The sequence below is a fragment of the Rhizobium sp. BK112 genome (genome assembly GCF_014193215.1).
In the GTDB taxonomy this organism is placed as follows: domain Bacteria; phylum Pseudomonadota; class Alphaproteobacteria; order Rhizobiales; family Rhizobiaceae; genus Rhizobium; species Rhizobium anhuiense.
The window spans coordinates 279,245-303,595 of record NZ_JACHYZ010000007.1 but is presented as its reverse complement, the minus strand read 5'-3'; the positions used below and the strand labels follow the sequence as shown (position 1 = coordinate 303,595).

The 24,351-nt window shown below is 61.3% G+C and carries 23 protein-coding genes; 11 read left to right on the top strand and 12 right to left on the bottom strand.

All coding sequences use genetic code 11. The features are described from left to right. Window positions 1–76 precede the first annotated feature (76 nt). The 6 genes from FHT75_RS20930 (at window position 77) to FHT75_RS20905 (ending at window position 4,792) form a co-directional block, all read left to right on the top strand. Window positions 77–523 carry a DoxX family protein gene (locus FHT75_RS20930; RefSeq protein WP_047616603.1) on the top strand — a complete coding sequence of 149 codons (447 nt, stop codon included), beginning with the start codon at window positions 77–79 and terminating at the stop codon, window positions 521–523. Between the two features lie 121 nt (window positions 524–644). Beyond that, window positions 645–1,136, top strand: coding sequence for a hypothetical protein (locus FHT75_RS20925; RefSeq protein WP_063475278.1), 492 nt, complete (start codon window positions 645–647; stop codon window positions 1,134–1,136). Between the two features lie 2 nt (window positions 1,137–1,138). After that, window positions 1,139–1,600 carry a hypothetical protein gene (locus FHT75_RS35935; protein ID WP_244604805.1) on the top strand — a complete coding sequence of 154 codons (462 nt, stop codon included), beginning with the start codon at window positions 1,139–1,141 and terminating at the stop codon, window positions 1,598–1,600. Between the two features lie 253 nt (window positions 1,601–1,853). Continuing rightward, the gene (locus FHT75_RS20915; RefSeq protein WP_063475279.1) at window positions 1,854–2,594 is read left to right on the top strand and encodes a response regulator; all 741 of its coding nucleotides are present in this window, start codon (window positions 1,854–1,856) and stop codon (window positions 2,592–2,594) included. Further along, entirely contained in the window at window positions 2,591–3,967 is a 1,377-nt protein-coding gene (locus tag FHT75_RS20910; RefSeq protein WP_063475280.1) for an ATP-binding protein, read from the top strand. The genes FHT75_RS20915 and FHT75_RS20910 overlap by 4 nt, the downstream gene beginning before the upstream one ends. Window positions 3,968–4,132: 165 nt before the next feature. Beyond that, window positions 4,133–4,792 carry a DUF3313 domain-containing protein gene (locus FHT75_RS20905; protein ID WP_088930353.1) on the top strand — a complete coding sequence of 220 codons (660 nt, stop codon included), beginning with the start codon at window positions 4,133–4,135 and terminating at the stop codon, window positions 4,790–4,792. Window positions 4,793–4,854: 62 nt separating this feature from the next. On the opposite strand, the gene FHT75_RS20900 is transcribed toward FHT75_RS20905, so the two are convergent. The 7 genes from FHT75_RS20900 to FHT75_RS20870 all read right to left on the bottom strand — a co-directional run bounded on the left by FHT75_RS20900 (window position 4,855) and on the right by FHT75_RS20870 (window position 11,760). Beyond that, a complete protein-coding gene (locus tag FHT75_RS20900) occupies window positions 4,855–5,028 on the bottom strand; it encodes a DUF1328 domain-containing protein (protein WP_003552965.1) in 174 nt (57 codons plus the stop codon). A 149-nt stretch (window positions 5,029–5,177) separates the two neighbouring features. After that, window positions 5,178–6,605 (bottom strand): gamma-aminobutyraldehyde dehydrogenase, encoded by a 1,428-nt coding sequence (locus FHT75_RS20895; RefSeq protein ID WP_063475282.1) that lies wholly within the window; start codon window positions 6,603–6,605, stop codon window positions 5,178–5,180. A 13-nt stretch (window positions 6,606–6,618) separates the two neighbouring features. After that, window positions 6,619–7,431 (bottom strand): ABC transporter permease, encoded by an 813-nt coding sequence (locus tag FHT75_RS20890; protein ID WP_063475283.1) that lies wholly within the window; start codon window positions 7,429–7,431, stop codon window positions 6,619–6,621. After that, window positions 7,421–8,383, bottom strand: coding sequence for an ABC transporter permease (locus FHT75_RS20885; protein WP_063475284.1), 963 nt, complete (start codon window positions 8,381–8,383; stop codon window positions 7,421–7,423). Before FHT75_RS20885 ends, FHT75_RS20890 begins: the two co-directional genes overlap by 11 nt. Then, complete coding sequence (locus FHT75_RS20880; RefSeq protein WP_063475285.1) at window positions 8,380–9,366, bottom strand: ABC transporter ATP-binding protein; 987 nt, start codon at window positions 9,364–9,366, stop codon at window positions 8,380–8,382. The genes FHT75_RS20885 and FHT75_RS20880 overlap by 4 nt, the downstream gene beginning before the upstream one ends. 206 nt (window positions 9,367–9,572) lie before the next feature. Then, on the bottom strand, window positions 9,573–10,733 hold the full coding sequence (locus FHT75_RS20875) for an ABC transporter substrate-binding protein (protein WP_063475286.1): 1,161 nt from the start codon (window positions 10,731–10,733) through the stop codon (window positions 9,573–9,575). A 118-nt stretch (window positions 10,734–10,851) separates the two neighbouring features. Next, the gene (locus FHT75_RS20870; protein ID WP_047616258.1) at window positions 10,852–11,760 is read right to left on the bottom strand and encodes a LysR family transcriptional regulator; all 909 of its coding nucleotides are present in this window, start codon (window positions 11,758–11,760) and stop codon (window positions 10,852–10,854) included. A 179-nt stretch (window positions 11,761–11,939) separates the two neighbouring features. Here FHT75_RS20870 and FHT75_RS20865 point away from each other — a divergent pair, with 179 nt between their 5' ends. Continuing rightward, the gene (locus FHT75_RS20865; protein ID WP_063475287.1) at window positions 11,940–12,689 is read left to right on the top strand and encodes a hypothetical protein; all 750 of its coding nucleotides are present in this window, start codon (window positions 11,940–11,942) and stop codon (window positions 12,687–12,689) included. Window positions 12,690–12,857: 168 nt separating this feature from the next. Here FHT75_RS20865 and lysS read toward each other — a convergent pair whose 3' ends face one another. The 5 genes from lysS to FHT75_RS20840 all read right to left on the bottom strand — a co-directional run bounded on the left by lysS (window position 12,858) and on the right by FHT75_RS20840 (window position 18,619). Further along, window positions 12,858–14,354 (bottom strand): lysine--tRNA ligase, encoded by a 1,497-nt coding sequence (gene lysS, locus FHT75_RS20860; RefSeq protein WP_063475288.1) that lies wholly within the window; start codon window positions 14,352–14,354, stop codon window positions 12,858–12,860. Window positions 14,355–14,376: 22 nt separating this feature from the next. Beyond that, on the bottom strand, window positions 14,377–15,843 hold the full coding sequence (gene gltX, locus FHT75_RS20855) for a glutamate--tRNA ligase (RefSeq protein WP_063475289.1): 1,467 nt from the start codon (window positions 15,841–15,843) through the stop codon (window positions 14,377–14,379). 246 nt (window positions 15,844–16,089) lie between these two features. Then, window positions 16,090–16,839: a TerC family protein gene (locus FHT75_RS20850; RefSeq protein WP_047616605.1), complete on the bottom strand. Its 750-nt coding sequence runs from the start codon at window positions 16,837–16,839 to the stop codon at window positions 16,090–16,092. 154 nt (window positions 16,840–16,993) lie between these two features. Further along, window positions 16,994–17,833 (bottom strand): AraC family transcriptional regulator, encoded by an 840-nt coding sequence (locus FHT75_RS20845; protein ID WP_063475290.1) that lies wholly within the window; start codon window positions 17,831–17,833, stop codon window positions 16,994–16,996. Between the two features lie 105 nt (window positions 17,834–17,938). Continuing rightward, window positions 17,939–18,619 (bottom strand): TetR/AcrR family transcriptional regulator, encoded by a 681-nt coding sequence (locus tag FHT75_RS20840; RefSeq protein ID WP_047616269.1) that lies wholly within the window; start codon window positions 18,617–18,619, stop codon window positions 17,939–17,941. A gap of 152 nt (window positions 18,620–18,771) precedes the next feature. Between FHT75_RS20840 and FHT75_RS20835 the strand changes: the two genes are divergently transcribed. The 4 genes from FHT75_RS20835 (at window position 18,772) to xylB (ending at window position 24,322) form a co-directional block, all read left to right on the top strand. Further along, window positions 18,772–19,986 (top strand): HlyD family secretion protein, encoded by a 1,215-nt coding sequence (locus FHT75_RS20835; protein WP_063475291.1) that lies wholly within the window; start codon window positions 18,772–18,774, stop codon window positions 19,984–19,986. 27 nt (window positions 19,987–20,013) lie between these two features. Then, window positions 20,014–21,612 (top strand): DHA2 family efflux MFS transporter permease subunit, encoded by a 1,599-nt coding sequence (locus FHT75_RS20830; RefSeq protein WP_047616274.1) that lies wholly within the window; start codon window positions 20,014–20,016, stop codon window positions 21,610–21,612. A 208-nt stretch (window positions 21,613–21,820) separates the two neighbouring features. After that, window positions 21,821–22,846: a LacI family DNA-binding transcriptional regulator gene (locus FHT75_RS20825; protein ID WP_047616276.1), complete on the top strand. Its 1,026-nt coding sequence runs from the start codon at window positions 21,821–21,823 to the stop codon at window positions 22,844–22,846. Between the two features lie 21 nt (window positions 22,847–22,867). After that, window positions 22,868–24,322 (top strand): xylulokinase, encoded by a 1,455-nt coding sequence (gene xylB, locus FHT75_RS20820; protein WP_047616278.1) that lies wholly within the window; start codon window positions 22,868–22,870, stop codon window positions 24,320–24,322. Window positions 24,323–24,351: the final 29 nt, after the last annotated feature.

Here is a 24,351-nt window from a genome sequence, read left to right as displayed (position 1 = left end):
TGCCAGAGCGGCTGCGAGGATCTGAGGAGCCGAAGGCATGAGCGGGCCGCGCCGCCTGCTCTTCAAACCGGAGGCTATGATGGAAAGCGCCTCAAGCCGGTCCCGACCGGCCGATTTCGTTCTGCTCCTCGGCAGGTTTCTGCTGGCGCTGATCTTTCTGCATGAGGGCTGGTCCCTTGCGGCAGATCTCACTGCGACCATCGACACTTTCGCAAAACTGGGGCTGTCGACGCCGATGGCACTTGCTACCATCGCCCTTCAGATCGGCGCCGGCCTTTCCGTCGCGGCAGGTTTCCTCACCCGGCTTGGCGCACTGGCGCTGGCGCTCTTCTGCCTGGCGACCGCCTTGCTCTTCCATACGAATTTCGCAAGCCAGAACGAGTTGCTGCATTTCGAGAAGGACCTGGCGATTGCCGGCGGCATGTTCGTGCTTTCGGCTTCCGGCGCGGGATCGATATCGATCGACAGGCTGCTCAGAAAGAGGGCCTCGATGCATCCCTGGCTCAGGGCAGCGTTGTCGTAAATAGCGAGGTCCGCCGCGCTTGCCTGAACTTCGCGGGCGCTTCGCGGCGCAATAAAACCGAATAAAACCGAACAAACAGCAGCGCCGATGCGGGCTAAACTTCTGGCGACAGGTCAGGAGTATGCCAGTGATGTCATCAGTGCAAAGCAACCAGCAAAAGCCAATTCTCGTCTTTCTCGGCAAAGGCGCTGCCTGCGGTATCGTCTCGAAGCTGAATGAGAACGGATATGCCGCGACGGCTGTATCTTCCATACCGGAGCTCTTCGACGCTTTGCGCTCGGACCGATATTGTCTGGCGGTAACGATGCGGGCGGATATCGACCTGGTGCGAAACATCAAGCCGATACCAGTCATCAATCTGGAGGTGTTTTTCCATGCCATCCAGCCGACAGCAAAGTCGGTTCCTTCCTCGAAAGAATTCGACAGCGATGCCTTTCTGAGAAGGATCGCGGCGCTCACGGAGTCAAAGACAGCCAGGATTGCTGCGGTCCAAAGAACGCCAACTCTCAATGAGACGGTGATTGCAGCCGCGGCGAAGGCATCCCGGTGGCGTGCCGCCACATCTCTGCTTCTAAGTCGCCGCGCCTCGCCCCGCGCAGAGCGAGCCGACTAGCGGTGGCCGAATTCCCGTCGCAGAACCGGACTTCGCTGGGCCTGGATCCGGACCATCCGGCCCCGCCTTGCCGGCCGATCACGCGCCTTGCGGACGGATCTCATCGGCGTCGTTCCATCGGGTTTCGTCGGTTTGAAGGCGTCATTCCAAAACGCGAAGTCTTCACTTGGTGCGGGTGTCTTTTGATGTTCCAGTTATTGGGGGCGGCCTCGGCAAGCGGGTACATCATTACGGCACTGTTTCTGCTCGTGGCGATCGGTCGTCTCGCCAGAAACGCCCTTCATAAACTCACCGCCCGGCTCCCCAAGCGTTCCGCGTTGAAGCACTATGCGACGGCGAGCCTCTCGCTGTTATTCTTTTGTCTGCTGGTCATCCGCGTCTGTTTCGTCGCCACGGTTATCATCGACAGCACAATCCGAGATGACCATGTGAAAGTCAGTGGCGATCCCGAAAGGCAGTTTTGATACCGGGCGCCGTGTCGGCGACGTTGGCATCCCTGTTCGCAACATTTCGCAACATTATCGAACATAGCATTGCACGAGACCTGATAAGGCGGAGCCGTATCGGTGTGGCAGCTGATATCGTACGGAGAAAAATGCCTGGCGACACGACATTGGAGATTTTAACCACCGTGATCGATGGCGGATGAGGCCGCCTGATTGATAAAGGCGGAAACGTGATAATTTCGCGCCGACAGGACTCCTGGCAAGAGAGCAAATGACGATGGCATATGAAATGGCAGTTCCCAATCAGGCTCATATCCTCATCGTCGAAGACGATTCCGCGATCGCCGATATGCTGGTGGACCTCGTCCGGACCAGCGGCTTCGAAGCCTCGTCGGTGGAGAGCGGCGCGGCCATGGACCGAATGATGGCGCGACAGCAATTCGATCTCATCGTCCTCGATGCGATGTTGCCGGGGGAGGACGGCTTCAGCATCTGCAGGCGGCTTCGCGCTTCGCGCTCGGTGCCGATCCTGATGCTGACGGCGCTCCAGGAGGATATCGACCGCATTCTCGGCCTGGAGCTCGGTGCTGACGACTATGTCACGAAACCATTCAACTCACGCGAGCTGCTGGCCCGGATCAAGAGCATTCTCCGCAGATCGTCATATGCGCACCATCACGAGGAAACGCTTGGGCCCATGACGTTTTCGGGATGGCGCATCGATCCGAAAAGCCGTCAACTTCTCGACGCGGACGGCGCGCAGGTTTCCCTGACAACCGCGGAGTTCGATATCCTCCTGGCATTCTGCTGCAATCCCAATAAGGTTTTGACGCGCGAACAGCTTTTGTCGATGACACATGCAGGGTCGGCAGGGCCGGTGGAACGCAGCATCGACGCCCACATCAGCCGGGTCAGGCAAAAGATAGAGCCAAATCTGAAAGACCCGACGTTCATCAAGACGGTGCGCTTGGGGGGCTATCTTTTCGCATCCAAGGTAGAGCGGCTCTCGTGAGAAATTTCCGGCGCGCTTCGATCCAGAGCCAGATCCTCATATTGGCGACCTTCCTTGTCGTGCTGGTTTCCGTCGTGGCGACCGCGATGGAGCCCTATATCTACGGCCGTCATGATCGCGGCTTTCAAAACGGCCTGTTTGCCGGCAGGGCGGCGATGGTCGCCGAGCAATTTGCGCAGGCAAGGTCAGTCGAGGACGAAGCCGCGGTTCTCAAGAGAGCAGCGGCACTCGGCGTTGGGGTCGAAAAATTGTCCCTGGATCAGCCGCTTGCCGGCAAACAGCCGATGGTAGCTGCAAGCGAGATCGTGGCGCGCATCGACGCGCTGCTCGCCGACAATATTTTCGCGGCATTTCATCGTTTCGTCATGGGTCAATCGCATCCAGACGTGCTGACTGTCGGAATTGACGACAGGCGTGCTCTCATCTTTCAACTGCCGGTTTTTCCCAGCTATCTGTGGTTCGTTCCGGCAGCTGCAAGCGGATTTTTGAAAATCGTCATTCCGTTGGTGCTGCTCGCATATTTCAGCAGCCGGCTTATTACCGAACCTCTGAGGCGCTTTGCTGCCGCTGCCAAACGCGCGAGCATGGAAGGCAGCCTGGAAAAGCCTTTCGAACCGGATGGCGCAGCCGAGATCCGAAGCCTGGCGGAATCGCTCAACGTCATGAGCGATCGCATCCAGAGCATGGCGGAGGATCGAACAAGAGTGCTGAGCGGCGTGGGTCATGATCTCAGGACACCGCTGACGAGATTGCGGATGCGTGCCGAGCGTTCCTCAGAGCCGGAACTTCGCAGCCTGATGCTCGCCGATATCGCCACTTTGAATTTCATGATCGACGAGTGCCTGGCCTATTTCAAAGATCCATCGGTGAGGGCGGTCGATCGAAAGGTCGATATCTCAAGCCTGCTGCAGACGATTACGACCGATTTCTCCGACACCGGCGTCGATGTGCGGTTCACCGGTCCGCGGCGACTGGCGTTTGTCTGCAAACCTCAGGCGCTGACCCGCGCGATGACCAATCTGGTCGAAAACGCGTCCCGTTATGCAACGCAGGTCGAAATCGAGTTGCAAGGCCGTGACGATGGCGGGATCCGGATAGAGGTGAGGGACAATGGTCCCGGTCTGACGGACGAGCTCAAGGCGAAGGTTCTGGAGCCATTCTTCAAGGGGGACAAATCGCGGCAGATCGCCGCCGCAGGCGGTTCCGGGCTTGGGCTTGGTCTTCCGATCGCCCAAGGGATCGTCACCAAAGCGCATAACGGACAATTGACGTTGTTGGACGGAAAACCACGCGGCCTGGTCGTCGTGATCGATCTGCCCGCTCGTCAGGTGATCCAGCCCGAAGGCTCGCCGTCGATCCCTTCATCACACTGACTGCCGGCCGACCGACGGCGTGGTCATGCGTCGCGTCGCGCTGGTTGGTCGCAAAGAGGGTTTGCGAACATTTCCGCATATCATAACAAACACAGCAACATCCGAATTCCATAAAACCGGTGCCAGCAGATGCCGTTCGGCATTTCCAAAGCTGGAGCCAAGCCATTGATAAAAAATTTGAAAATCGGCGCCGCACTGATGCTCGCCTGCTTGGGCGTTGCCGCATGCACGACCCCTGACCCGACGGTGTATTCCGGACTTGCTTCGGCATCACAGCTTCGACCGAACATTGAGGATAAGACCGGCCGCGTGCCATATCGCTATCAGACGAATGCCAACTGGAGCCAGTACAACAGGATCATCGTAGATCCCGTTACGGTCTATAACGGCCCTGACAATCAGTTCGGCAAGGTTTCCGAAAAGGACAGGATTTTCCTCGCCAATTACATGCAGCAGCAATTCACGGAAAAATTGAAGACACGCTTTGCCGTCGTCAGCACGCCTGCTCCGGCAACGCTCAGATTGCATCTGACGCTGACGGGCGCGAAGGCAACAACTGCGGTGCTCGGAACGGTCACGCGCATCGACGTCGCCGGCGGATTGTACAACACCGTCCAGGCGGCGCGCGGCCGAGAAGGCTCGATGACCGGTTCGGTGAACTATGCCGTGGAGATCTATGATGCTGCGAGCAATCGTCTCCTGTCTTCCTATGTCACCAAGCAATATCCGAATGCGATGAATATCGGTGCAAGCTTCACGGCGATGGATGCCTCGATGGTTGGCGTCCGGAAAGGCGCCGACGCGCTCCTTGCGGAGTTGAAATAGCCGGTTGGGTCAATGAGCGTGGACATGTTCTACGTCCACGCTCATTGCCGCTGCGTTTCCGCTCACAAGATCGCCTGGCCGGCCATCAGCGCAAGGACGAGGAAAATCAGGAAGATCACCAGCGCGATGCCAAAAAGAACGCGGGCGATCGTCGCGGTTGCTGCCGATACGCCGGAAAAACCGAAGAAGCCGGCGATGATCGAAATCACGAAAAATATGAGAGCCCATTTCAGCATGGCGTCATCCTTTGCGTTTTGCCTGGGAAGACGCAGCAACCGGGAAAATGTTCCAGATCGTCGGTATGGAAGGCGCTGATCTTCGGCCTGCCCCTCCCGGTGCTGCTGATGGGTGTAACGTCGAATTTCGTATCCTTGCCTTCTCCCGATCAGCCGTGATTGATCATCACGTGGCGCACGGCGGTGTAGTCCTCCAGCGCGTAGACCGACATGTCCTTGCCGTAGCCCGACTGTTTGAGGCCGCCATGCGGCATCTCGTTGACCAGCATGAAATGGGTGTTGATCCAGGTGCAGCCATATTGCAGGCGGGCGGCGGTCTTCATGCCGCGGCCGATATCCCTCGTCCAGACGGAGGAGGCGAGGCCGTAATCGCTGTCGTTTGCCCAGGCAACGGCATCGTCGGCATCGGAGAAGCGGGTGACCGAGACGACCGGGCCGAAGACTTCGCGGCGGACGATCTCGTCGTCTTGCAAGGCGCCTGCTATGACGGTCGGGGCGAAGAAGAAGCCTTTGTCGCCGGAAACCTTGCCGCCAGTGGTGATCTCCATATGCTTGTGTTCGGAAGCGCGGGCGACGAAGCTTTCGACACGGTCGCGCTGGCGCCTGGAGATCAGCGGCCCGATCTCATTTTCGGTATCGTCGGCCTGGTTGAAGCGGATGCTTCCGACGGCTGAGGAGAGATCGGCGACGAAATTGTCGTAGATCCTGGCGTCGGCATAGATGCGGCAGGCCGCGGTACAGTCCTGACCGGCGTTGTAATAGCCGAAAGTGCGGATGCCGGCGACGACGGCATCGATATCGGCGTCGTCGAAGACGATGACCGGCGCCTTGCCGCCGAGTTCCAGATGGGTGCGCTTGACCGTCTTGGCGGCGGCCTGCAGCACCTTCTTGCCGGTGGCGACATCGCCTGTTATCGAGACCATGCCGATCTTGGCATGGTTGATCAGGGCGTTGCCGACGCTTTCGCCGCGCCCGAGGATGACGTTGACGACACCTTCGGGAAGGATTTCGGAGAGCAGTTTCGCCATTTTCAGCGACGTCAGCGGCGTCTGTTCCGATGGTTTGAAGACGACGGTGTTGCCGCCGGCGATCGCCGGCGCCAGCTTCCAGGCCATCATCATCAGCGGATAGTTCCATGGCGCGATGGAGCCGACGATGCCGATCGGATCGCGGCGGATCATCGAGGTGTGGCCAGGCAGATATTCGCCGGCGGCCGGGCCGTGCAGGTTGCGCACGGCGCCGGCGAAGAAGCGATAACAATCGACGATCGCCGGGATTTCGTCGTTCAGCACCGCATTGATCGGCTTGCCGCAGTTCAGCGCTTCCAGAGTCGCGAAGCCGACCGCATCCTTCTCGATGGCGTCGGCGATCTTCAGCAGGTAGCCGGAACGCTCGCCCGGCGTCGTCTGCGACCAGCGTGCGAAGGCCTTTTCAGCAGCGTCGACGGCGGCGTCGATCTGGGAAAGCGAGGCTTCGGGAAGGTCGATCACCGTCTCGCCCGTCTTCGGGTTCAGGATGTGCTCTTCCGTCTCCGTGCCTTTTTCGAAGCGGGAACCGATCAGCATTTGGGTATCCATGATGTTCTCCCTGTTATTTGCCGGCGCCGGCGATCTGGTCGCCGTCGCGGGTGAGGTAGTAGGCTGCCAGGATCGGCAGGAAGGTGACGAGCACCACGACCATGGCGACCACGTTGGTGACCGGGCGCTGGCGCGGGCGGATGAGTTCTTCGAGCATCCAGATCGGCAAGGTCGATTGCTGGCCGCCGGTGAAGGTGGTGACGATGACCTCGTCGAAAGACAGGGCGAAGGCAAGCATGCCGCCGGCAAGAAGAGCGGTGCCGATATTCGGCAGGATGACATGGCGGAAGGTCTGGAAGCCGTCGGCGCCGAGATCCATTGAGGCTTCGATCAGCGAGCCGGAGGTGCGGCGGAAGCGGGCGACGGCATTGTTGTAGACGACGACCACGCAGAAAGTGGCGTGGCCGAGCACGATGGTCCAGACCGAAAACGGGATGTCGAACAGGCTGAAGGCGGAGCGCAGCGCAATGCCGGTGATGATGCCGGGAAGGGCGATCGGCAGGATGACCAGCAGCGAAATCGCCTCGCGGCCGAAGAATTTCGTCTGGCTGACGGCGGCCGCACAGAGCGTGCCGAGCACCAGCGCGATCGCCGTGGCGATGACGGCGACCTGTACGGAGAGGCTGAGCGCCGACCAGACATCCGGCCGGTTCCAGGCAACGGGGAACCATTGCAGGGTCAGTCCCGGCGGTGGCCACTGATAGCTTTTTTCCTCGGTCGTGAAGGCATAGACGAAGATCAACAGGATCGGCAGATGCAGGAAGAGCAGTCCGACGGCTGCGGCGATCTTCAAAGCCAGCGGCGATGTCTTGAGGTCAGAGCGCATCGAAGGCCCCCATCTTCTTGGCGAGCGACAGGTAGAGCGCCATGATGACGATCGGCACGACGGAGAAGGCTGCCGCCAGCGGCACATTGCCGGCCGTTCCCTGCTGGGCATAGACCGCCTGGCCGATGAACAGCCTGGACGAGCCGATGATCTGCGGGATGATGTAATCGCCCAATGTCAGCGAGAAGGTGAAGATCGAGCCGGCGACGATGCCGGGCAGCGCCAACGGCAGCAGCACGGTGCGGAAGGTCTGGCGCGGCGTGGCACCGAGATCCGCCGAGGCCTCGATCAGGTTGCCGGGCACGCGCTCCAGGGCCGCCTGCGTCGGCAGGATCATATAGGGAAGCCAGATATAGACGAAGACGATGAAGGTGCCGAGGTAGCTCACCGACAGCGAATTGCCGCCGATGACGGGCAGATTCAGGACGGCGTCGAGCAGCCAGGAGAGATGGAGCCTCTCAAAGATCCAGGTGAGGATGCCTTCCTTGGCGAGGATCAGCTTCCAGGCGTAGATCTTGACGAGATAGCTCGACCAGAGCGGCAGCATGACGCCGAGATAGAAGAGCGCCTTCCATTTGCCTTGCGCATAACGCGCCGCGTAATAGGCGATCGGAAAGGCGATCAGGGCGGAAGCGACGGTGACCAGCGCCGCCATGACGACGGTGCGGATGATGATGTCGAAATTCGCAGGATTCAGCAGCTGGGCATAGGTCGAGAGGGTGAATTCGTAATTCACCAGGCCGGAGAAATCGTCGATCGAGAAGAAGCTCTGCAGAAGCAGGGCGATCAGCGAGCCGATATAGATGATCCCCAGCCAGAGCAGCGGCGGCGTCAGCATCAGCAAGAGCAGCAGCTTCGGGTGCCGCCAGAAGGCATCCGACAATTGGCCGAAGAAGCCGCCGCGCCCCGGAAGGATCGATGTCTTGCCGCCTGACATGGTGAGTGCCGTCATGCCGCATCGTCCATATAGTGGATATCGGCCGGCTGCCAGGCGAGGTGGATGCTCGCTCCGACATCCGGCACCGGCGTGCCTGCCGGCAGCATGACATGCAGCCGGCTGCCCTTGAGGTCGACGCTGAGACGCGTGGCTGCGCCGAGGAAACTTGCGTTTTCGACTTTCGCCTCGACGCCGTCGCCTGTCAGCCGGATCGCCTCGGGACGCAGGCTCGCCCAGCGTTTCTCACCGCCGAGCAAGGCCATGAGATCAGGCGCGATGACGTTCGAGGAGCCGACGAAATCGGCGACGAAGCGGGTCTTCGGGCAGCGATAGATATCCTGCGGCGTGCCTTGCTGGACAATATTGCCATCGTTGAAGACGGCGACGCGATCGGCCATCGACAGCGCCTCGCCCTGATCGTGGGTGACGAAAACGAAGGTGATGCCGAGCGCGCGCTGCAGGCTCTTCAATTCCTCCTGCATCTGCTCGCGCAGCTTCAGGTCCAGCGCGCCGAGCGGCTCGTCGAGCAGCAGCACTTTCGGCTTGTTGACCAGCGCGCGGGCGAGCGCCACGCGCTGCCGCTGGCCACCGGACAGCTGACCGGGGCGGCGGGCGCCGTAGCCCGGCAGCTTGACGAGTTCCAGAGCATCGCCCGCCGCCTTCATCCGCTCCGCCTTGCCGATACCCTTGACCATCAGCCCATAGGCAACATTGTCGAGGATATTGAGGTGCGGAAAAAGCGCGTAGTCCTGGAATACGGTGTTGACGTTGCGGCGATAGGGCGGAACGCCGTCGGCCGTCTCGCCGAAGATCTGGATATGGCCCGATGTCGGCTGTTCGAAGCCGGCGATCAATCTCAGGCAGGTCGTCTTGCCGGAGCCGGAAGGTCCGAGCATGGCGAAGAATTCGCCGGGCGCGATCTCGAGATCGACGCCGTCGACGGCGCGAACCTGGCCGAAATGGCGAGATACCTGCTGGAAGCGGACGGCTGACGTCATGGGAGCTCCGGGTCGTGTGTGTTCAGAGAGAGGCTCGGTCTTGGTCAATAAAGACCCGGCCCCAAACCCCTCCCCCACAAGGGGGAGGGGCTTAACCTGCCGTACCCTTTCGCAAATACCTTGGTGTTTCGGCAGGATTCGGCGGTGCCGTTCAGCACCCCTCTCCCTTATGGGAAGGGGACCTTATGCGCGCGGACCGGCCCGGTTCATCGCCCGCCGATCACGCCGATATAATCCGACACCCAGCGATGATAGGGCACGCATTCGCTCTGCGTCGCGCATTTGGCCACGGGCGTCTTCCAGAACTTGATCTTGTCGAAATGATCGAAGCCGTTGGTGGCGCAGCCGGTTTCGCCCATCAGTTCGTTGCCCTTGCAGGCGGCGGGAACCGAGGGCACGGCGCCGAACCAGGCGGCGGCATCGCCCTGGACCTTGGCCTTCAGCGAATGTTCCATCCACATATAGGCGCAGTTCGGATGTTCGCTGTCGGCATGCAGCATGGTGGTGTCGGCCCAGCCGGTGACGCCTTCTTCCGGAAAGGTGGAGGCGATCTTCTGCTTGTCGGCCTGCAGCAGGTTCACCTGGAAGGGCCAGGAGCCGGAAGCGACGACGCCTTCGTTCTTGAAGTCGTCGATCTGGATCATTGCGTCGTGCCAGTAGCGCGAGACGAGCTTGCGCTGGCCGCGCAATAGGTCGAGGGCGGCCTTGTACTGGTCCTCGGTCAATTCGTAGGGATCCTCGATGCCGAGATCCGGCTTGTGGGCCATCAGATACATGGCGGCGTCGGCGATGTAGATCGCGCCGTCATAGGCCTGGACGCGGCCCTTGTTCGACTTGCCGTCGGGCAGCGTCTGCTCCTCGAAGACGACGCCCCAGCTGGTCGGCGCCTTGTCCTTGAAGGCATCGGTATTGTACATCAGCACGTTCGGGCCCCAGAGATAGGGCACGCCGTAATGGACGCCGCCGACCGTATACCAGGGGCCATTCTGCAGACGCTCGTCGACGGTCTTGAAGCTCGGGATCAGATCGGTGTTGATCGGCTGGACGCGCTTGCCGGCGATGAGGCGCAGCGAGGCGTCGCCGGATGCCGTGACAAGATCGAAACCGCCTTCGTTCATCAGCGAGACCATTTCATCCGAGGTGGCGGCGGTCTTGACGGAAACCTTGCAGCCGGTCTCCTTTTCGAAATCGGTGACCCAGTCATAGTTCTTGTCGGTTTCGCCGCGTTCGATATAACCGGCCCAGGCGACGATGCTGACCGCACCTTCACCCTTGCCGAGCGCCTTCAGCGGTTCGGCGGCGATCACCTGCGTCGCGACGCTGAGGCAGGCAAGCGCTGCCGTGCAGGATTTCAAGAGATTCGTCATCATCGTCTCCCGGTCTGATGCCACTTCTGTGGCGGTTTGTTCCCGGATGAAAAGGTGACGCGAAAAGGTCGCTTTCGCAAATTCATTTATCAGAAGGGCGTTATCGGAAATTCCGATATCAGCGGATGCGACCGGAACGCAGGCTTTCGGCGATGCCGACGAAATCGCGCGCCGCCTGCGGCAGGCTGGAGCCCTTGCGCCAGACCATGCCGACCTGGACGACCGGCAGCGAACCGGAGACGTCGCGGCTCTCGATGCGGTCGCCTTCGAGCGACCATGGTCGGTAGACGAGATCGGGAAGCAGCGCCACGCCGGCGCCCGTTGCGACCAGGCTGCGTACTGCCTCCACCGAGCGGGTGCGGAAGGCGACATGCGGGCGGGCGCCGAGTGCCGAGAGCAGTTTGCCGGTATTCTCCTCGATTTCGTCGACCGTCAGCATGATCAACGGTTCGCGGGCGATGTCGGCGACCGAGATGATGTCGGCCGACACCAGCGGATGGCCCATCGGCAGCCACAGTCGATAGGGCGAGGTTTCGAGGATTTCCGCCTGCAGCGCCATGCGGTCGCGCAGGTTTGAGATCACCATGACGGCGACATCCAGTTCGCCGCCGACCAGGAGATGTTCGAGGTAACCGCCATTGTCCTCGATAGCGCTGACCTCGATGCCCGGGCAGGCGCGTCGGTATCGCGCCAGGAGATCGGAGAGGACGTAGCCGGCGACGAGCGAGGTGACGCCGATGTTCAGCGTGCCGGAAAGGGTGCTTTGCTGGCCGGAGAAGCTGGTTCGCGCATCGGAGACGGAAGCCAGGATCTTCGTCGCGTGACGCAGGAACTGGTGGCCGTTGTGAGTGATCGTCAGGCCGCGTGGATGGCGCTCGAACAGCTCGACGCCGAGGTCGGTTTCGAGCTCCTTCAGCGCTTCCGTTACCGAGGATTGCGAGATCGAAAGGTTCTGCGCGGCGCGCGTTACCGAACCCTGTTCGGCGACGGCGACGAAATATTGAACCTGACGAAGCGTGAAGGCCATGGGCGTTTAGAGCATGGCGGAACAGGCCGTGGCAAGCGGCCTAAAAAAGTGGACCTTTTTTGGTGTTTTTCCAAAATGGCGCAGGCTTTACGCGCCCACTTAAACTTTCTGAAACGTCATTTCCTTAGCGTTCTCAGCACTAGTCCTGCGTTGGAGTTTCAGATGGCGGAGCAGTTGGCGTGAAGGCCTTACTGCGCATCTTCCGGCCTTCCCGGAAATTGGCAATCATCATCGGTGGAGTCGCTCTTCTGGCGGGCGTTTCCGGCGGCGCGGCGGTCTATGTCGGCAAGGACAGGCTGATCGGTGCAACTGGCGGTGGCTACGGGCTCGAATGCAGCGACGTCAACCTCGTGACCATCCGCAAGCAGAACCACATCTGGATACGGAAATACATCAAGACCGAACCGACCGACGGGATGACACGCGTCAAGACAGCACTTCGTGTCGCCCAGGCCGTCTACGCCGCGCAAAAGCCGGATCTGGTGCAGGTGGTGGTGCTCGACGAGAACGGGCCGACGCTGCGTGCCGACATTCGCGGCCGGGCGATCGGCGCCGATGTCGTCTATATCCCGCATCCCGATCAGACCGTTCCCGGCCTCGACGACAAGTCCTATACGGCGCGCTATTATGACGGCAAGGCCAGCGAAAACGGGCTGTTCTTCGGCGAACGGATAGAGATGCCGTCCGAGGAGGTCGCCATGATCAGCGCTGCCTTCAAGGACCCCGAGGATTGTGTCGATCCGGTCGCGGTGGGCTCGACGAAGAATGGGGAAAAAGTCAAGGAAACGAAGGCCGCCGGCGGCGGCCATGGTGGCGCACCGGCGGGCGAAAGCGAAGCTGCGCCTGCCACAGAGGGCGGGAGTGCCGATGTGGTGGCGGAAGCCCCGGCCGAAGAGCCGCCCGAGCCCGCGCCTGCCAAGGCACACTGAACAAACGGCATGAAAACAGCGGAGCGCCGGCGACAGCACCGCGCGGCTTTCAGACGCGCAAAGGACGCTATAGCACTTTGAATCGCTGCATAATTTTATTCTTGAATCGATTCCGATTTAAGGAATTATGCAGTCGCACTCCGCTTCGTTTCTCTACGTCTTTTTCCGTCAGTCGGCCTTGTTGCGGCGGGCCGGGAAGAGGATGACGTCGCGGATCGACGGCGCGTTGGTGAGAAGCATGATGAGGCGGTCGACGCCGATGCCGAGGCCGCCGGCCGGCGGCATGCCCTGATCGATCGCGTCGAGGAATTCCTCGTCCAGCTGCTTTTCCTTTTCGCCGCGGGCATGCGCCTGTTCGAGCTGCTCGACCATGCGGCGGCGTTGCTCCTCGGGATCGTTGAGTTCCGAAAAGGCGTTGCCGAGTTCCCAGGCGTTGCAATAAGTCTCGAAGCGTTCGACCAGGCGCGGTTCGCCCGGCACTTCCTTGGCGAAAGGCGAGATGTCCTTCGGGAAATGCGTGACATGCGACGGCTGGATCAGTGTCGATTCAACCTTTTCCTCGAAGATGAAGGCGAGGCATTCGCCCCAGGTCCAATCCTTCTCGACCGCGAAGCCGGCAGCCTTGGCGGCGGCGCGTGCCTCTTCATCGGTCTTGATGGCGCGGAAATCGATGCCGGTGGCTTCCTTGACGGCGTCGGGCATCGGCACGCGCTTGAACGGTCCCTTGAAGGAGATCCGCTTGTCGCCGAAGTCGAATTCCGTCGTGCCGTGAATGGAGAGCGCCAGGGTCTCGAACAGCCGCTCGACGAGGTCCATGACGTCCTCGTAATCGGCATAGGCCCAGTAGCACTCCATCATGGTGAATTCGGGATTGTGCCGGGTGGAGACGCCTTCGTTGCGGAAGTTCCGGTTGATCTCGAAGACCTTGTCGGTGAGGCCCGAGACCAGCGTGCGCTTGAGGAACAGTTCCGGCGCGATGCGCAGGTACATGTCGAGCTTCAGAGTGTTGTGATGCGTCTTGAACGGCTCGGCGGTGGCGCCGCCATAGACCGAATGCAGCATCGGCGTCTCGACTTCCATGAAGCCGTCATTTTCCATGAAGCGGCGGATGCCGGAGACGATCTTCGAGCGCTGCTGGAAGCGGAGCTTCGAATCCTCGTTGGTCATGATGTCGAGATGGCGCTTGCGGTACCGCAGCTCGATGTCGGAGAGGCCGTGCCACTTCTCGGGCATCGGCAGCAGCGACTTCGTCAGCATTTCGATCTTCTGCGCATTGATCGTCAGCTCGCCACGCTTGGTGCGGCGGACGATGCCCGTGACGCCGATGATGTCGCCGATGTCGATCATCGGCAGCAGGGCGCGGGCCTCCTCGCCGGTGACGTCCTTGTGCGAGAAGATCTGGATCTTGCCGGAGGCGTCATGGATATCCATGAACATGCCGGAGTTGCGCGAGGAATAGACGCGGCCGGCGACGGTGACGACATCCTGCGTCTCTGTATCCGGCTCCAGGCTCTCGTATTTCGCGGTGAGCTCGGCATTGCCCATCGTCCGATGAAAATGCGCCGGATAGACCTCGCCGATCTGTTCGCGCAGCAGCTTCAGCTTCTGGGCGCGCACCTCAGTCGCGTCGGAGGAGAGGGTGTTTTCGGTCTTGTTGTCAGCCACTGTCGAAATCCTCTGACTGTTCTTACTTCGAGCCGACGAGGGCGGCGACCGCCTGTGCGGCGAGCTTCAGGCGCTGGCGTACGACGGAGCGGCCGAGGATCGCCATGGAATCGAAGAGCGGCAGGGACCGCGACGAGCCGGACACGGCGACGAAGAGCGGCGAGACCACGACCTTCAGTTTCTTGCCCATGCGGTCGGCGATCGCGCGCAGCTCCGCTTCGATCGTCTCGACATTCCATTCCAGGATCTTTTCGAGATCCGGCTGAACGGTGTTGAGGATCTCGAGGATCTCCTCCGGCGGCGACTTGATCTTGGCAAAGTCGGAAGGCTGCAGGCCGAGATCGGACTTCAGCAGGAAGCCGGCGAGATCGGGCAGCTCGCCGAGCTTGGAAATGCGTGTCTGCGACAGCCGCAGGCCTTGCTTCAGACGATCGTTTTCCATCGCCCAGGTCAGCACGCGCGCCTGGAATTCTTCTTCCGACAGCTTCTCGCGGATCCAGCGGCCGTTCAGCCAGTCGAGCTTCTGAATGTCGAAGATCGCACCGGCCTTGGAGAGGTTTTCCGGGTCGAATTTTTCGGAGAGCTCGTCTATCTCAAGCAACTCTTCGCCTTCGGCGATCTGGATGAAGAACAGGCCGAGGAAGTTCATCAGCGCTTCCGGGATGTAGCCGAGCGCCGAGTAATAGGAGATCGAGGTCGGGTTCTTGCGCTTCGACAGCTTCGACTTGTCGGCATTGCGCATCAGCGACAGATGCATGAAGACCGGCTGATCCCAGCCGAAGTAGCGATAGAGCAGGATGTGCTTCGGCACCGAAGCCAGCCATTCCTCGCCGCGCGCCACATGGGTGATCTTCATCAGATGGTCGTCGATGACGTTGGCCATATGATAGGTCGGCATGCCGTCGGCCTTGATGAGGACCTGCATGTCGACCGAATCCCACGGAATGGAGACATCGCCGTAGACGCCGTCCGTGAAGTCGCATGAGCCTTCGGCCGGAATCTTCATGCGGATGACGGTCGTTTCGCCGGCGGCCATGCGCGAGGTGACTTCCTCGGCCGTGAGGTTGAGGCAGAGACCATCGTACTTCGGCGGCTTGCCGGCGGCGCGCTGGGTTTCGCGCATCTGCTCCAGCCGAGCGGGCGTGCAGAAACAGCGGAAGGCATGGCCCTTGTCCAGCAATTCCTGCCCGTAAGGCTGGTACATTTCCTTGCGGTCGGATTGGCGATAGGGGCCGTAGGGGCCGCCGATATCCGGGCCTTCCTTCCATTCCAGCCCGCACCATTTCAGTGCGTCCAACACCTTCGTTTCGAATTCCGGGGTCGAGCGCGTCGCATCGGTATCCTCGATGCGCAGGATGAACTCGCCGCCGTGCTTCTTGGCGAAAAGATAGTTGAAGAGAGCGATGTAAGCGGTGCCGACATGCGGCTCGCCGGTCGGCGAGGGAGCGATGCGGACGCGGACGCCGGTGGCTGTCCCGGAAACTGTCATTGTGTGTGCCCGTCAATGAATGCCAAACGGCTTTCATGGGGAAAGCGACGTTCGGCCGGAAGGATGCAGATATCTTCATCGGCAAACCGGCCGGAAAAGGGCATGCGCCCGCACTCTCCGCCGATCGTCCGTTCGGCTGGCCTTAGGCCATATTCAACCGGGCGCGTCAAGAAAAACCACGTTTGCAAAGGCCTGATGGCGGCGGGTGAGGGCGCGGCGGTTCGGCCGCGCCCTCCAGCACAAGCCTCAATGGGCGGCGTCGCGTTTTCGCTTGCGGGCGTTGCGCGCGAACATATTCAGCACCTCGACCAGCGCCGAGAAGGCCATGGCGGCGTAGACGTAACCCTTCGGCACGTGGAAGCCCATGCCTTCGGCGATCAGCGTCGTGCCAATCATCAGCAGGAAGGCGAGCGCCAGCATGACGATCGTCGGGTTCCTCTCGATGAAGTTGGCCAGCGGGGTCGCCGCAACCAGCATGACGGTGACGGCGGCGACGACTGCGACCACCATGATCGGCAGATGCGGCGTCATGCCGACGGCGGTGATGATGCTGTCGACTGAGAAGACGAGATCGAGCAGCAGGATCTGGCCGATGGCCGATGCAAAGCCGGTTGTTGCCGACGTGGCGATGAAATCCTCCTGATGGTCTTCCGGGTCGACGGTATGATGGATTTCCTTGGTGGCCTTCCAGACGAGGAACAGGCCGCCGGCAATCAGGATCAAATCCTTCCAGGAGAAGCCGTGGCCGAAGGCTTCAAATAGCGGTTCGGTCAGTTGCACGATCCAGGCGATGGTGCCGAGCAGAGCCAGGCGCATGACGAGCGCAAGGCCGATGCCGATTTTGCGGGCCTTCTCCCGGTGCTCGGGCGGCAGCTTGTTGGTGAGAATGGAAATGAAGATCAGGTTGTCGATCCCGAGAACGACTTCCATCACCACCAGCGTGATGAGCGCCACCCAGGCGGCCGGATCCTGAATGAGCGTCATGATTTCCTGCATCAGCGTATATCCCTTTTGCGTCATATGGATAAATGACGCTCGCAATGTAATGACGCCGGCCTGCCAGACAAGCGCCGCAAGGGGGTATACGAAAGTGATGTGACATTTATTCCCTAGCGCAGGATGTCATAAGAAAACCGCCCGCACTCCGGCATCATGCTCTGATCGGCAACCAGATTTCGGTGACGCCCATGCCGGTATAGGGATCGAAGCGCTCGTCGTAGCGTTCGAACATGTCGGGTATCTCGCCGTGCTCCAGGCCGGATGTCGGCCACCATGCGCCAAAAATCCGGTTCATTGTCGCCGGAATGCCCGAGACATGGCCGCGATGGCTAAAGACGACGTAACGCTGGCCGGGAAGCTTGAGCGTTGCAAAATCCGCCGGCAGATCGCCAGCATCGGCGATTTCGGCTGCGGCCATATAGCGGAATTTCTCCGCTTCGCCGGTGATATGCGTGCAGATGCCGTAGGCGACGTTGCCCTTCTGGCCGGGGATATGACCGAAATGGGCATTGAACTTCTGCCAGAGGGAGGGGATGGCGGCATTGCCACCATAGGGATAGATCTCCTGCAGGCCGGCAAAGAGCATCGGCGGAAGGGTTTCGAAGCGGGGCGGTTCGAGGTCGTTGAGGTGGGCGGGGTCCATTCTGATCGGCTCCAGCAAGATAAGGTTACGGGCGTGTCCCTGTCTGCGCACCGCATCCGGCGTCATGCCGAATTGGTCGCGGAAGGCACGGGTGAAAGCCTCGTGCGAGCCGTAGCCCGCGCAAAGCGCAACCTCGAGAATGGTCGATGAACCGCCGACCAAGGCCGGCACGGCGCGGCTGAGGCGCCGCCCCCTGATATAGCTGCTGATCGAGTGGCCGGTGACGAGCCCGAAGACGCGCGACAGATGGTAGCGCGACAATCCGGCGGCTTCCGATATCTCTTCCAGCGATATATCGCTTTCGAAATGGCTCTCTATGAACCAGATCGCCCGTCCAACTGCGCTCATCCTCACTCCCCTGGTTGCGGCTTCTTCCTTAAAGAAAAGCCGGCAGCCGGGTTTGATCGCAGTTGCGGACTTTTGGCCGATGGAGGCGGGCAGTCAAGGGGGCGGTCAGTCGGTCTTGTGTCGGGGCGCACCGTAGGCGGCCATGAAGACCCGGATGGCGCCGCGGATGACGCGCTCGATTTCGTCGCGAGACGGCGGTTCTTCCATGCTTCCGAACAGCCGGAGCTTGAAGAAGCTGCCGCTGGCGAGATCGAGAAACTGGCCGGCGGCCAGATCGATGTCGTCGATCTCAAATCTGCCTTCGGCGATGTGACGCTCCAGGAAGTCGCGCATGATGGTGCGCAGGTTTTCCGGACCCTTGAAGAAGCGTTGACAGAGAACCGGCATGCGGTCGCGAACGCCGAGAACGGTGCGCATCGCGTTGATGACCTTTTCATCGGTCATATGGGTGACGAAGCTTATCCCGAATTCATACAGGCCGGCTTCGGGATCGTCATGTTCGGCAAGCGCCGTGCGCACGGCCGCCACGAAGGCGGCGCGCTCGGCCTCGATCATCGCCGAAAACAGTTCTTCCTTGTTGGTGAAATAGACGTAGAGCGTTCCCTTGGAGACACCGGCCTCGCGCGTCACGTCGTTCATGCTGGCGGCGTCGAAACCCATTTTCATGAAGACACGCTTGGCGCCGGCGAGAATCTGCTGGCGCTTGGCCGGATCTTCGCCTGCAGCAAATCGGCCTCCGGGCGCGGGAGGGCTGAAGACGGCGGCGTGGTCGGGGTTCAGCGTCATGTCTCCTTAACCGTGTTAACGGTTTCGTATTTTCTTTAAAAGAAATCGAACCGATTGGTTCTATACATCTTGATATGACGGTAAAACAGGTTTAAGTCAACTGAACCGAACCGTTCAGTTCGATTATTTACTCCAAGATCGGTAAAGTGGCCATGTCGAGCAACCAGAAGAGCAATGTCGCGCGGATTGTCAGCGAAAACGCCGAGACCGAAGAGGTCAAGGCCGAGGTCGCGGCTGTTGCGGAAGCTCCGACGGCTGAAGCCCGCGAAGTCCCTTCCACTCCCGCGCAGTCGGCGCCGGCTTCGGTCGCCGCACCTGCGGCTGCGAAGAAGCGCCGTAGCCCGGTGCTGCCGATCGTCGTGCTCGCCCTTCTCGCGGGCGGCGGCTGGTATGGTTATGAATGGTGGACGAACGGCCGCTTCATGGTGTCGACCGACGACGCCTATATCGAGGGCGATATTGCAACGATTTCGCCGAAGGTCACGGGCTACGTCGCGAAGGTGAATGTTGTCGCCAACCAGGAAGTCAAAGCGGGCGACGTGCTTGCCACGCTTGATAACGGCGACTATCAGAACGCCCTCGACCAAGCCCAGGCCCAGATCGCCACCGAACAGCTTTCGCTGCAGCGTATCGACGCGCAGATCGAAGGCGCCAATGCGAGCCTCGTGCAGGCGCGGGCGCAGAAGGTGGCACTCGAAGCGGCCGTTCGCGGTGCTGAGATCACCCAGAAGCGCCAGAGCGAGCTTCAGGCGAAGTCGGTCGGCACTGCCGCCGATCTCGACAACGCCAACATCGCTCTCGATCAGGCCAAGGCCAATCTTTCCGGCGGCGATGCCAACATCGTGGTTGCGCAGGCCAATGTCACCATTCTCCAGGCCCAGCGCAAAGAGGCCGAAGGCTCGGTCCGTTCGCTCGAGATCTCGCGCGACAAGGCTGCCCGCGACCTTTCCTTCACCGTGCTGAAGGCGCCTTATGACGGCATTGTCGGCAACCGCTCGGTCCAGGAAGGCGATCTCGTCTCGCCCGGCCAGCGCCTGATGGCGCTCGTTCCGGTGCGCCAGCTCTATATCGACGCCAATTTCAAGGAAACGCAGATCCAGCATCTGGTGGCGGGATCGAAGGTTAACGTGCATGTCGATGCCTATAGCGATCATCCGATCGTCGGCACCGTCGAATCGATCTCGCCGGCATCCGGCTCGGTCTTTTCGCTGCTGCCGCCGGAAAACGCCACGGGCAACTTCACCAAGGTGATCCAGCGCGTGCCGGTGCGCATCGCGCTGCCGCAGGATGCGCTCGATAGCGGCCGTCTGCGCGCGGGCCTGAGCGTCGTCGTCGATGTTGACACCCGTACGGCGCCGAGCAAGTAAGCCTTCAGGAAAGGCAGAGGTGATCTGATGGCCGGCAGCGCGACAGCAACGGCGGGGACGATGCCGGCGGCACCCGCCCATGCCGACGAGCGCATGGACCCGAAGAAGCTCATCGCCTTCTTTGCGATGGTGCTCGGCATGTTCATGTCGATCCTCGACATCCAGATCGTCTCGGCCTCGCTTGCGGAAATCCAGGCCGGCCTTTCGGCCGGCAGCGACGAGATCGGCTGGGTGCAGACGTCTTATCTGATCGCCGAAGTGATCATGATCCCGCTATCCGGCACGCTGGCGCGCATCATCTCGACGCGTTATCTCTTCGCGATCTCGGCTGCCGGCTTCACCATGGCGAGCGCGCTGGCGGCGACGGCGACGAATATCGACCAGATGATTGTCTACCGCGTCATTCAGGGCTTCATCGGCGGCGGCATGATCCCATCGGTCTTCGCGGCCGCCTTCACCATCTTCCCGCCGTCGAAGCGCAGCATCGTCTCGCCGATCATCGGCCTGATCGCGACTTTGGCGCCGACCATCGGCCCGACCGTCGGCGGCTACCTCAGCCACGCCTTCTCCTGGCACTGGCTGTTTCTCGTCAACATCGTGCCCGGCATCATCGTCACGATCGTCACCTGGAACTTCATCGATTTCGACAAACCGGAACTGTCGCTCTTCAAGAAGTTCGACTGGTGGGGTCTGATCTCGATGGGCGTCTTTCTCGGCGCGCTGGAATATGTGCTCGAAGAGGGCAATTCGAACGACTGGTTCAACGACAGCTCGATCACCATAGCGGCGGTCGCTTCCGGCGCTGCCGCGATCATCTTCTTCTATCGCGCCTTCACGGTGGAATTCCCCGTCGTCGACCTCAAGGCCTTTGCGAACCGGAATTTTTCCTTCGGCTCGGTCTTCTCCTTCGTCATGGGTATCGGCCTCTATGGCCTCACCTATATCTATCCGGTCTATCTCGGCCGCATCCGCGGCTATGATTCGCTGATGATCGGCGAGACGATGTTCGTCTCCGGGCTTGCGATGTTCTTCACCGCGCCGATCGCCGGCCGGCTGTCGACCAAGATGGACCTGCGCCTGATGATGGTGATCGGCTTCGTCAGCTTTGCCGCCGGCACCTTCATCATGATGCATCTGACGGCGGATTGGGATTTCTACGAACTCTTCATCCCGCAGATCCTGCGCGGCTTCGGGCTGATGATGTGCATGGTGCCGATCAACAACATCGCGCTCGGCACGATGCCGCCTTCGCGCATTCGCGGCGCGTCCGGCCTGTTCAACCTGACCAGAAACCTCGGCGGCGCCGTCGGCCTTGCCGTCATCAACACCGTGCTCACCAACCGGCAGGACGTGCACTACGAGCGGCTGCGGGAGAATATGGATTGGGGCAATCCGGCGGCGGTCGACCAGATGAACAACATGGCCGCCAATTTCAACACCTACGGCATGGATGGCGCCTCGGTCGCAGTCAAGCAGATGGTCGGCCTTGCCACCAAGCAGGCGATCATTCTCTCCTTCAGCGACGTATTCCTGATCCTGACCGCGCTTTTCCTGGCGATGATCCTCGGTGTCGCCATGATCAAGAAACCCGCGCCGCAAGGCGGGGGAGGCGGTGGCGGCCACTGACCTCCGGCCTGCCGCCCCTTGAAAAGGCCCTCTTCGGAGGGCCTTTTTGTTGCTGTTTTCCGGCCGTCGTGTCATCAGGCGAATGATCGCCGGTCGGATCGATCCGAATCGGGTAGGCCATGCCGGAAAACCACGCGGAAACCGGCCCGTTCGATTTTTTGATTTACGTACATCAAAATTGGCGCTAATGGTCTCGTCAGGAGGAATGATGAGACCAACCGTTCACGATATCGCCGCCGCCGCCGGTGTCAGTCTGGCGACTGTCGACCGGGTTCTCAACCAGCGGCCCGGTGTGCGCCACGTCACGCGGGAAAAGGTCGAGACCGCGATCCGCGAGCTCGGTTATGTCAGAGACGTCGCCGCCGCCAATCTTGCCAAAGGGCGCACCTATCCGCTGGTCTTCATCCTCCCGGCCAGCGACAACTCCTTCATGCACGGGCTCAATGCCGAGATCCGCCAGGCAGTCCTCCGATCGTCGGCCGAGCGCACCGATATCCGCACGATCGAGGTGCCGGCCTTCGATCCCGCAGCGCTTGTCTCGGTGCTCGAGGAGCTTTCCCGGGAAAAGCCCTGTGGCATCGCACTGGTTGCGACCGATGCGCCTGGCGTGCGCGCCGTCGTCGACAGGCTGGTGCGCGAGCGTTTTCCCATCGTCACCTTGGTTTCCGATCTCACCGGCTCGCTGCGCCATCACTATGCCGGCGTCGACAATATCGCCGCCGGGCGCACGGCGGCTCGCCTGCTCGGCCGATTCCTCGGACCGAAAAAAGGCGAGATTGCCGTGCTTGCCGGCTCCATGCTGGTGCGCGACCATCGCGAGCGGCTGGAGGGCTTCACCGCCGTCATGGCCGAGGAATTTCCCGATCTGGCGATTCTGCCAGTCCTCGAAGGCCGCGACGACCCCGAGATCGCCCATATGCTCGTTGCCGACGCGCTTTCCAGGAATGCCGGCATCATCGGCGTCTACAGCCTTGGCGCCGGCAATCGCGGCCTCATCCGGGCGTTGAAGGAGAAGGCCGTCGATCGCGTGCTGACGGTGATTGCCCACGAACTGACCGCCCACACGCGTGCAGCCCTGATCGACAATACGATCGATGCGATCCTCAACCAGGACGCCGGCCACGAGGTACGCAGCGCGATTCGCGTGCTGAAAGCCAAGGCGGACGGGCTGGCCGTCATCGAGGCGCAGGAGCGCATCCGCCTCGACATATTCCTGAAAGACAATCTGCCGTAACGGCAAAGGGAGAAATACCACATGTATCTGGGTCTCGATCTCGGAACCTCCGGCGTCAAGGCGATGCTGATCGATGGTGATCAGAAGATCGTCGGCTCGGCCAATGGTTCGCTCGACGTCTCGCGTCCGCATTCCGGCTGGTCGGAGCAGGAGCCAGCCCACTGGGTGCGGGCCACCGAGGAGGCTGTCACCGGCCTCAAGGCGAAACATCCGAAAGAGTTCGCCGCGGTCAGGGGCATCGGCCTTTCCGGCCAGATGCACGGGGCGACGCTCATCGATGCCAGCGATAAGGTCCTGCGGCCCTGCATCCTCTGGAACGATACGCGCAGCTATGTAGAGGCCGCGGCGCTCGATGCCGATCCGCGTTTTCGCGCGCTGACCGGCAACATCGTCTTCCCGGGCTTCACGGCGCCGAAGCTCGCCTGGGTCCAGAAGCATGAGCCCGATGTCTTCGCCAAAATCGCCAAGGTGCTGTTGCCGAAGGACTATCTGCGTCTTTGGCTGACCGGCGAATATATTTCGGAAATGTCGGATTCGGCCGGCACGTCCTGGCTCGACACCGGCAAGCGCGCCTGGTCGTCGCAACTGCTCGCCGCCACCAACCTTTCCGAGGCGCAGATGCCGGCGCTTGTCGAAGGCACCGCGCAGGCCGGCAAGCTGCGGTCTGAACTGGCGGCGCAATGGGGTATTTCCGGCGATGTCGTCGTTGCCGGCGGCGCGGGCGACAATGCAGCCTCGGCCTGCGGCATGGGCACGGTCAGCGATGGCGCCGCTTTCGTCTCGCTGGGCACGTCGGGCGTGCTTTTTGCCGCCAACGGTTCCTATTTGCCGAAACCGGAAAGCGCCGTGCATGCCTTCTGCCACGCGCTGCCGAACACCTGGCACCAGATGGGCGTCATACTGTCGGCGACCGATGCGCTCAACTGGCATTCCGGCGTGACCGGCAAGTCGGCCGCCGATCTTACCGGCGAACTCGGGGAGACGCTGAAGGCGCCCACCGGCGTCACCTTCCTGCCCTATCTCTCCGGCGAGCGCACGCCCCACAACGATGCCGTCATCCGCGGCGCCTTCATCGGCCTCGAACATGAAAGCAGCCGTGTCGTGCTCACCCAGGCGGTGCTCGAAGGCGTCGCCTTCGCCATTCGCGACAATCTCGAAGCCCTGCGTTCGGCCGGCACCGGCATATCCCGGGTCACGGCAATCGGCGGCGGGTCGCGCTCGCGTTACTGGCTGGCCTCGATTGCGACCGCGCTCGGCGTTCCCGTCGACCTGCCGGCCGACGGCGATTTCGGCGCCGCCTTCGGTGCAGCCCGCCTCGGCCTGATCGCGGCAACGCGGGCAGATCCCATTGCCGTCTGCACGCCGCCGGTAACGGCCGGAACGATCGAGCCGGTGTCGGCGCTGAGCGGCGCTTACGAGGATGCCTACAAGCGCTATCGGGCGCTCTATCCGGCGATCAAGTCGCTGGCGCATTGAGATCGAGGCGCCCCCTCACCCTACCCTCA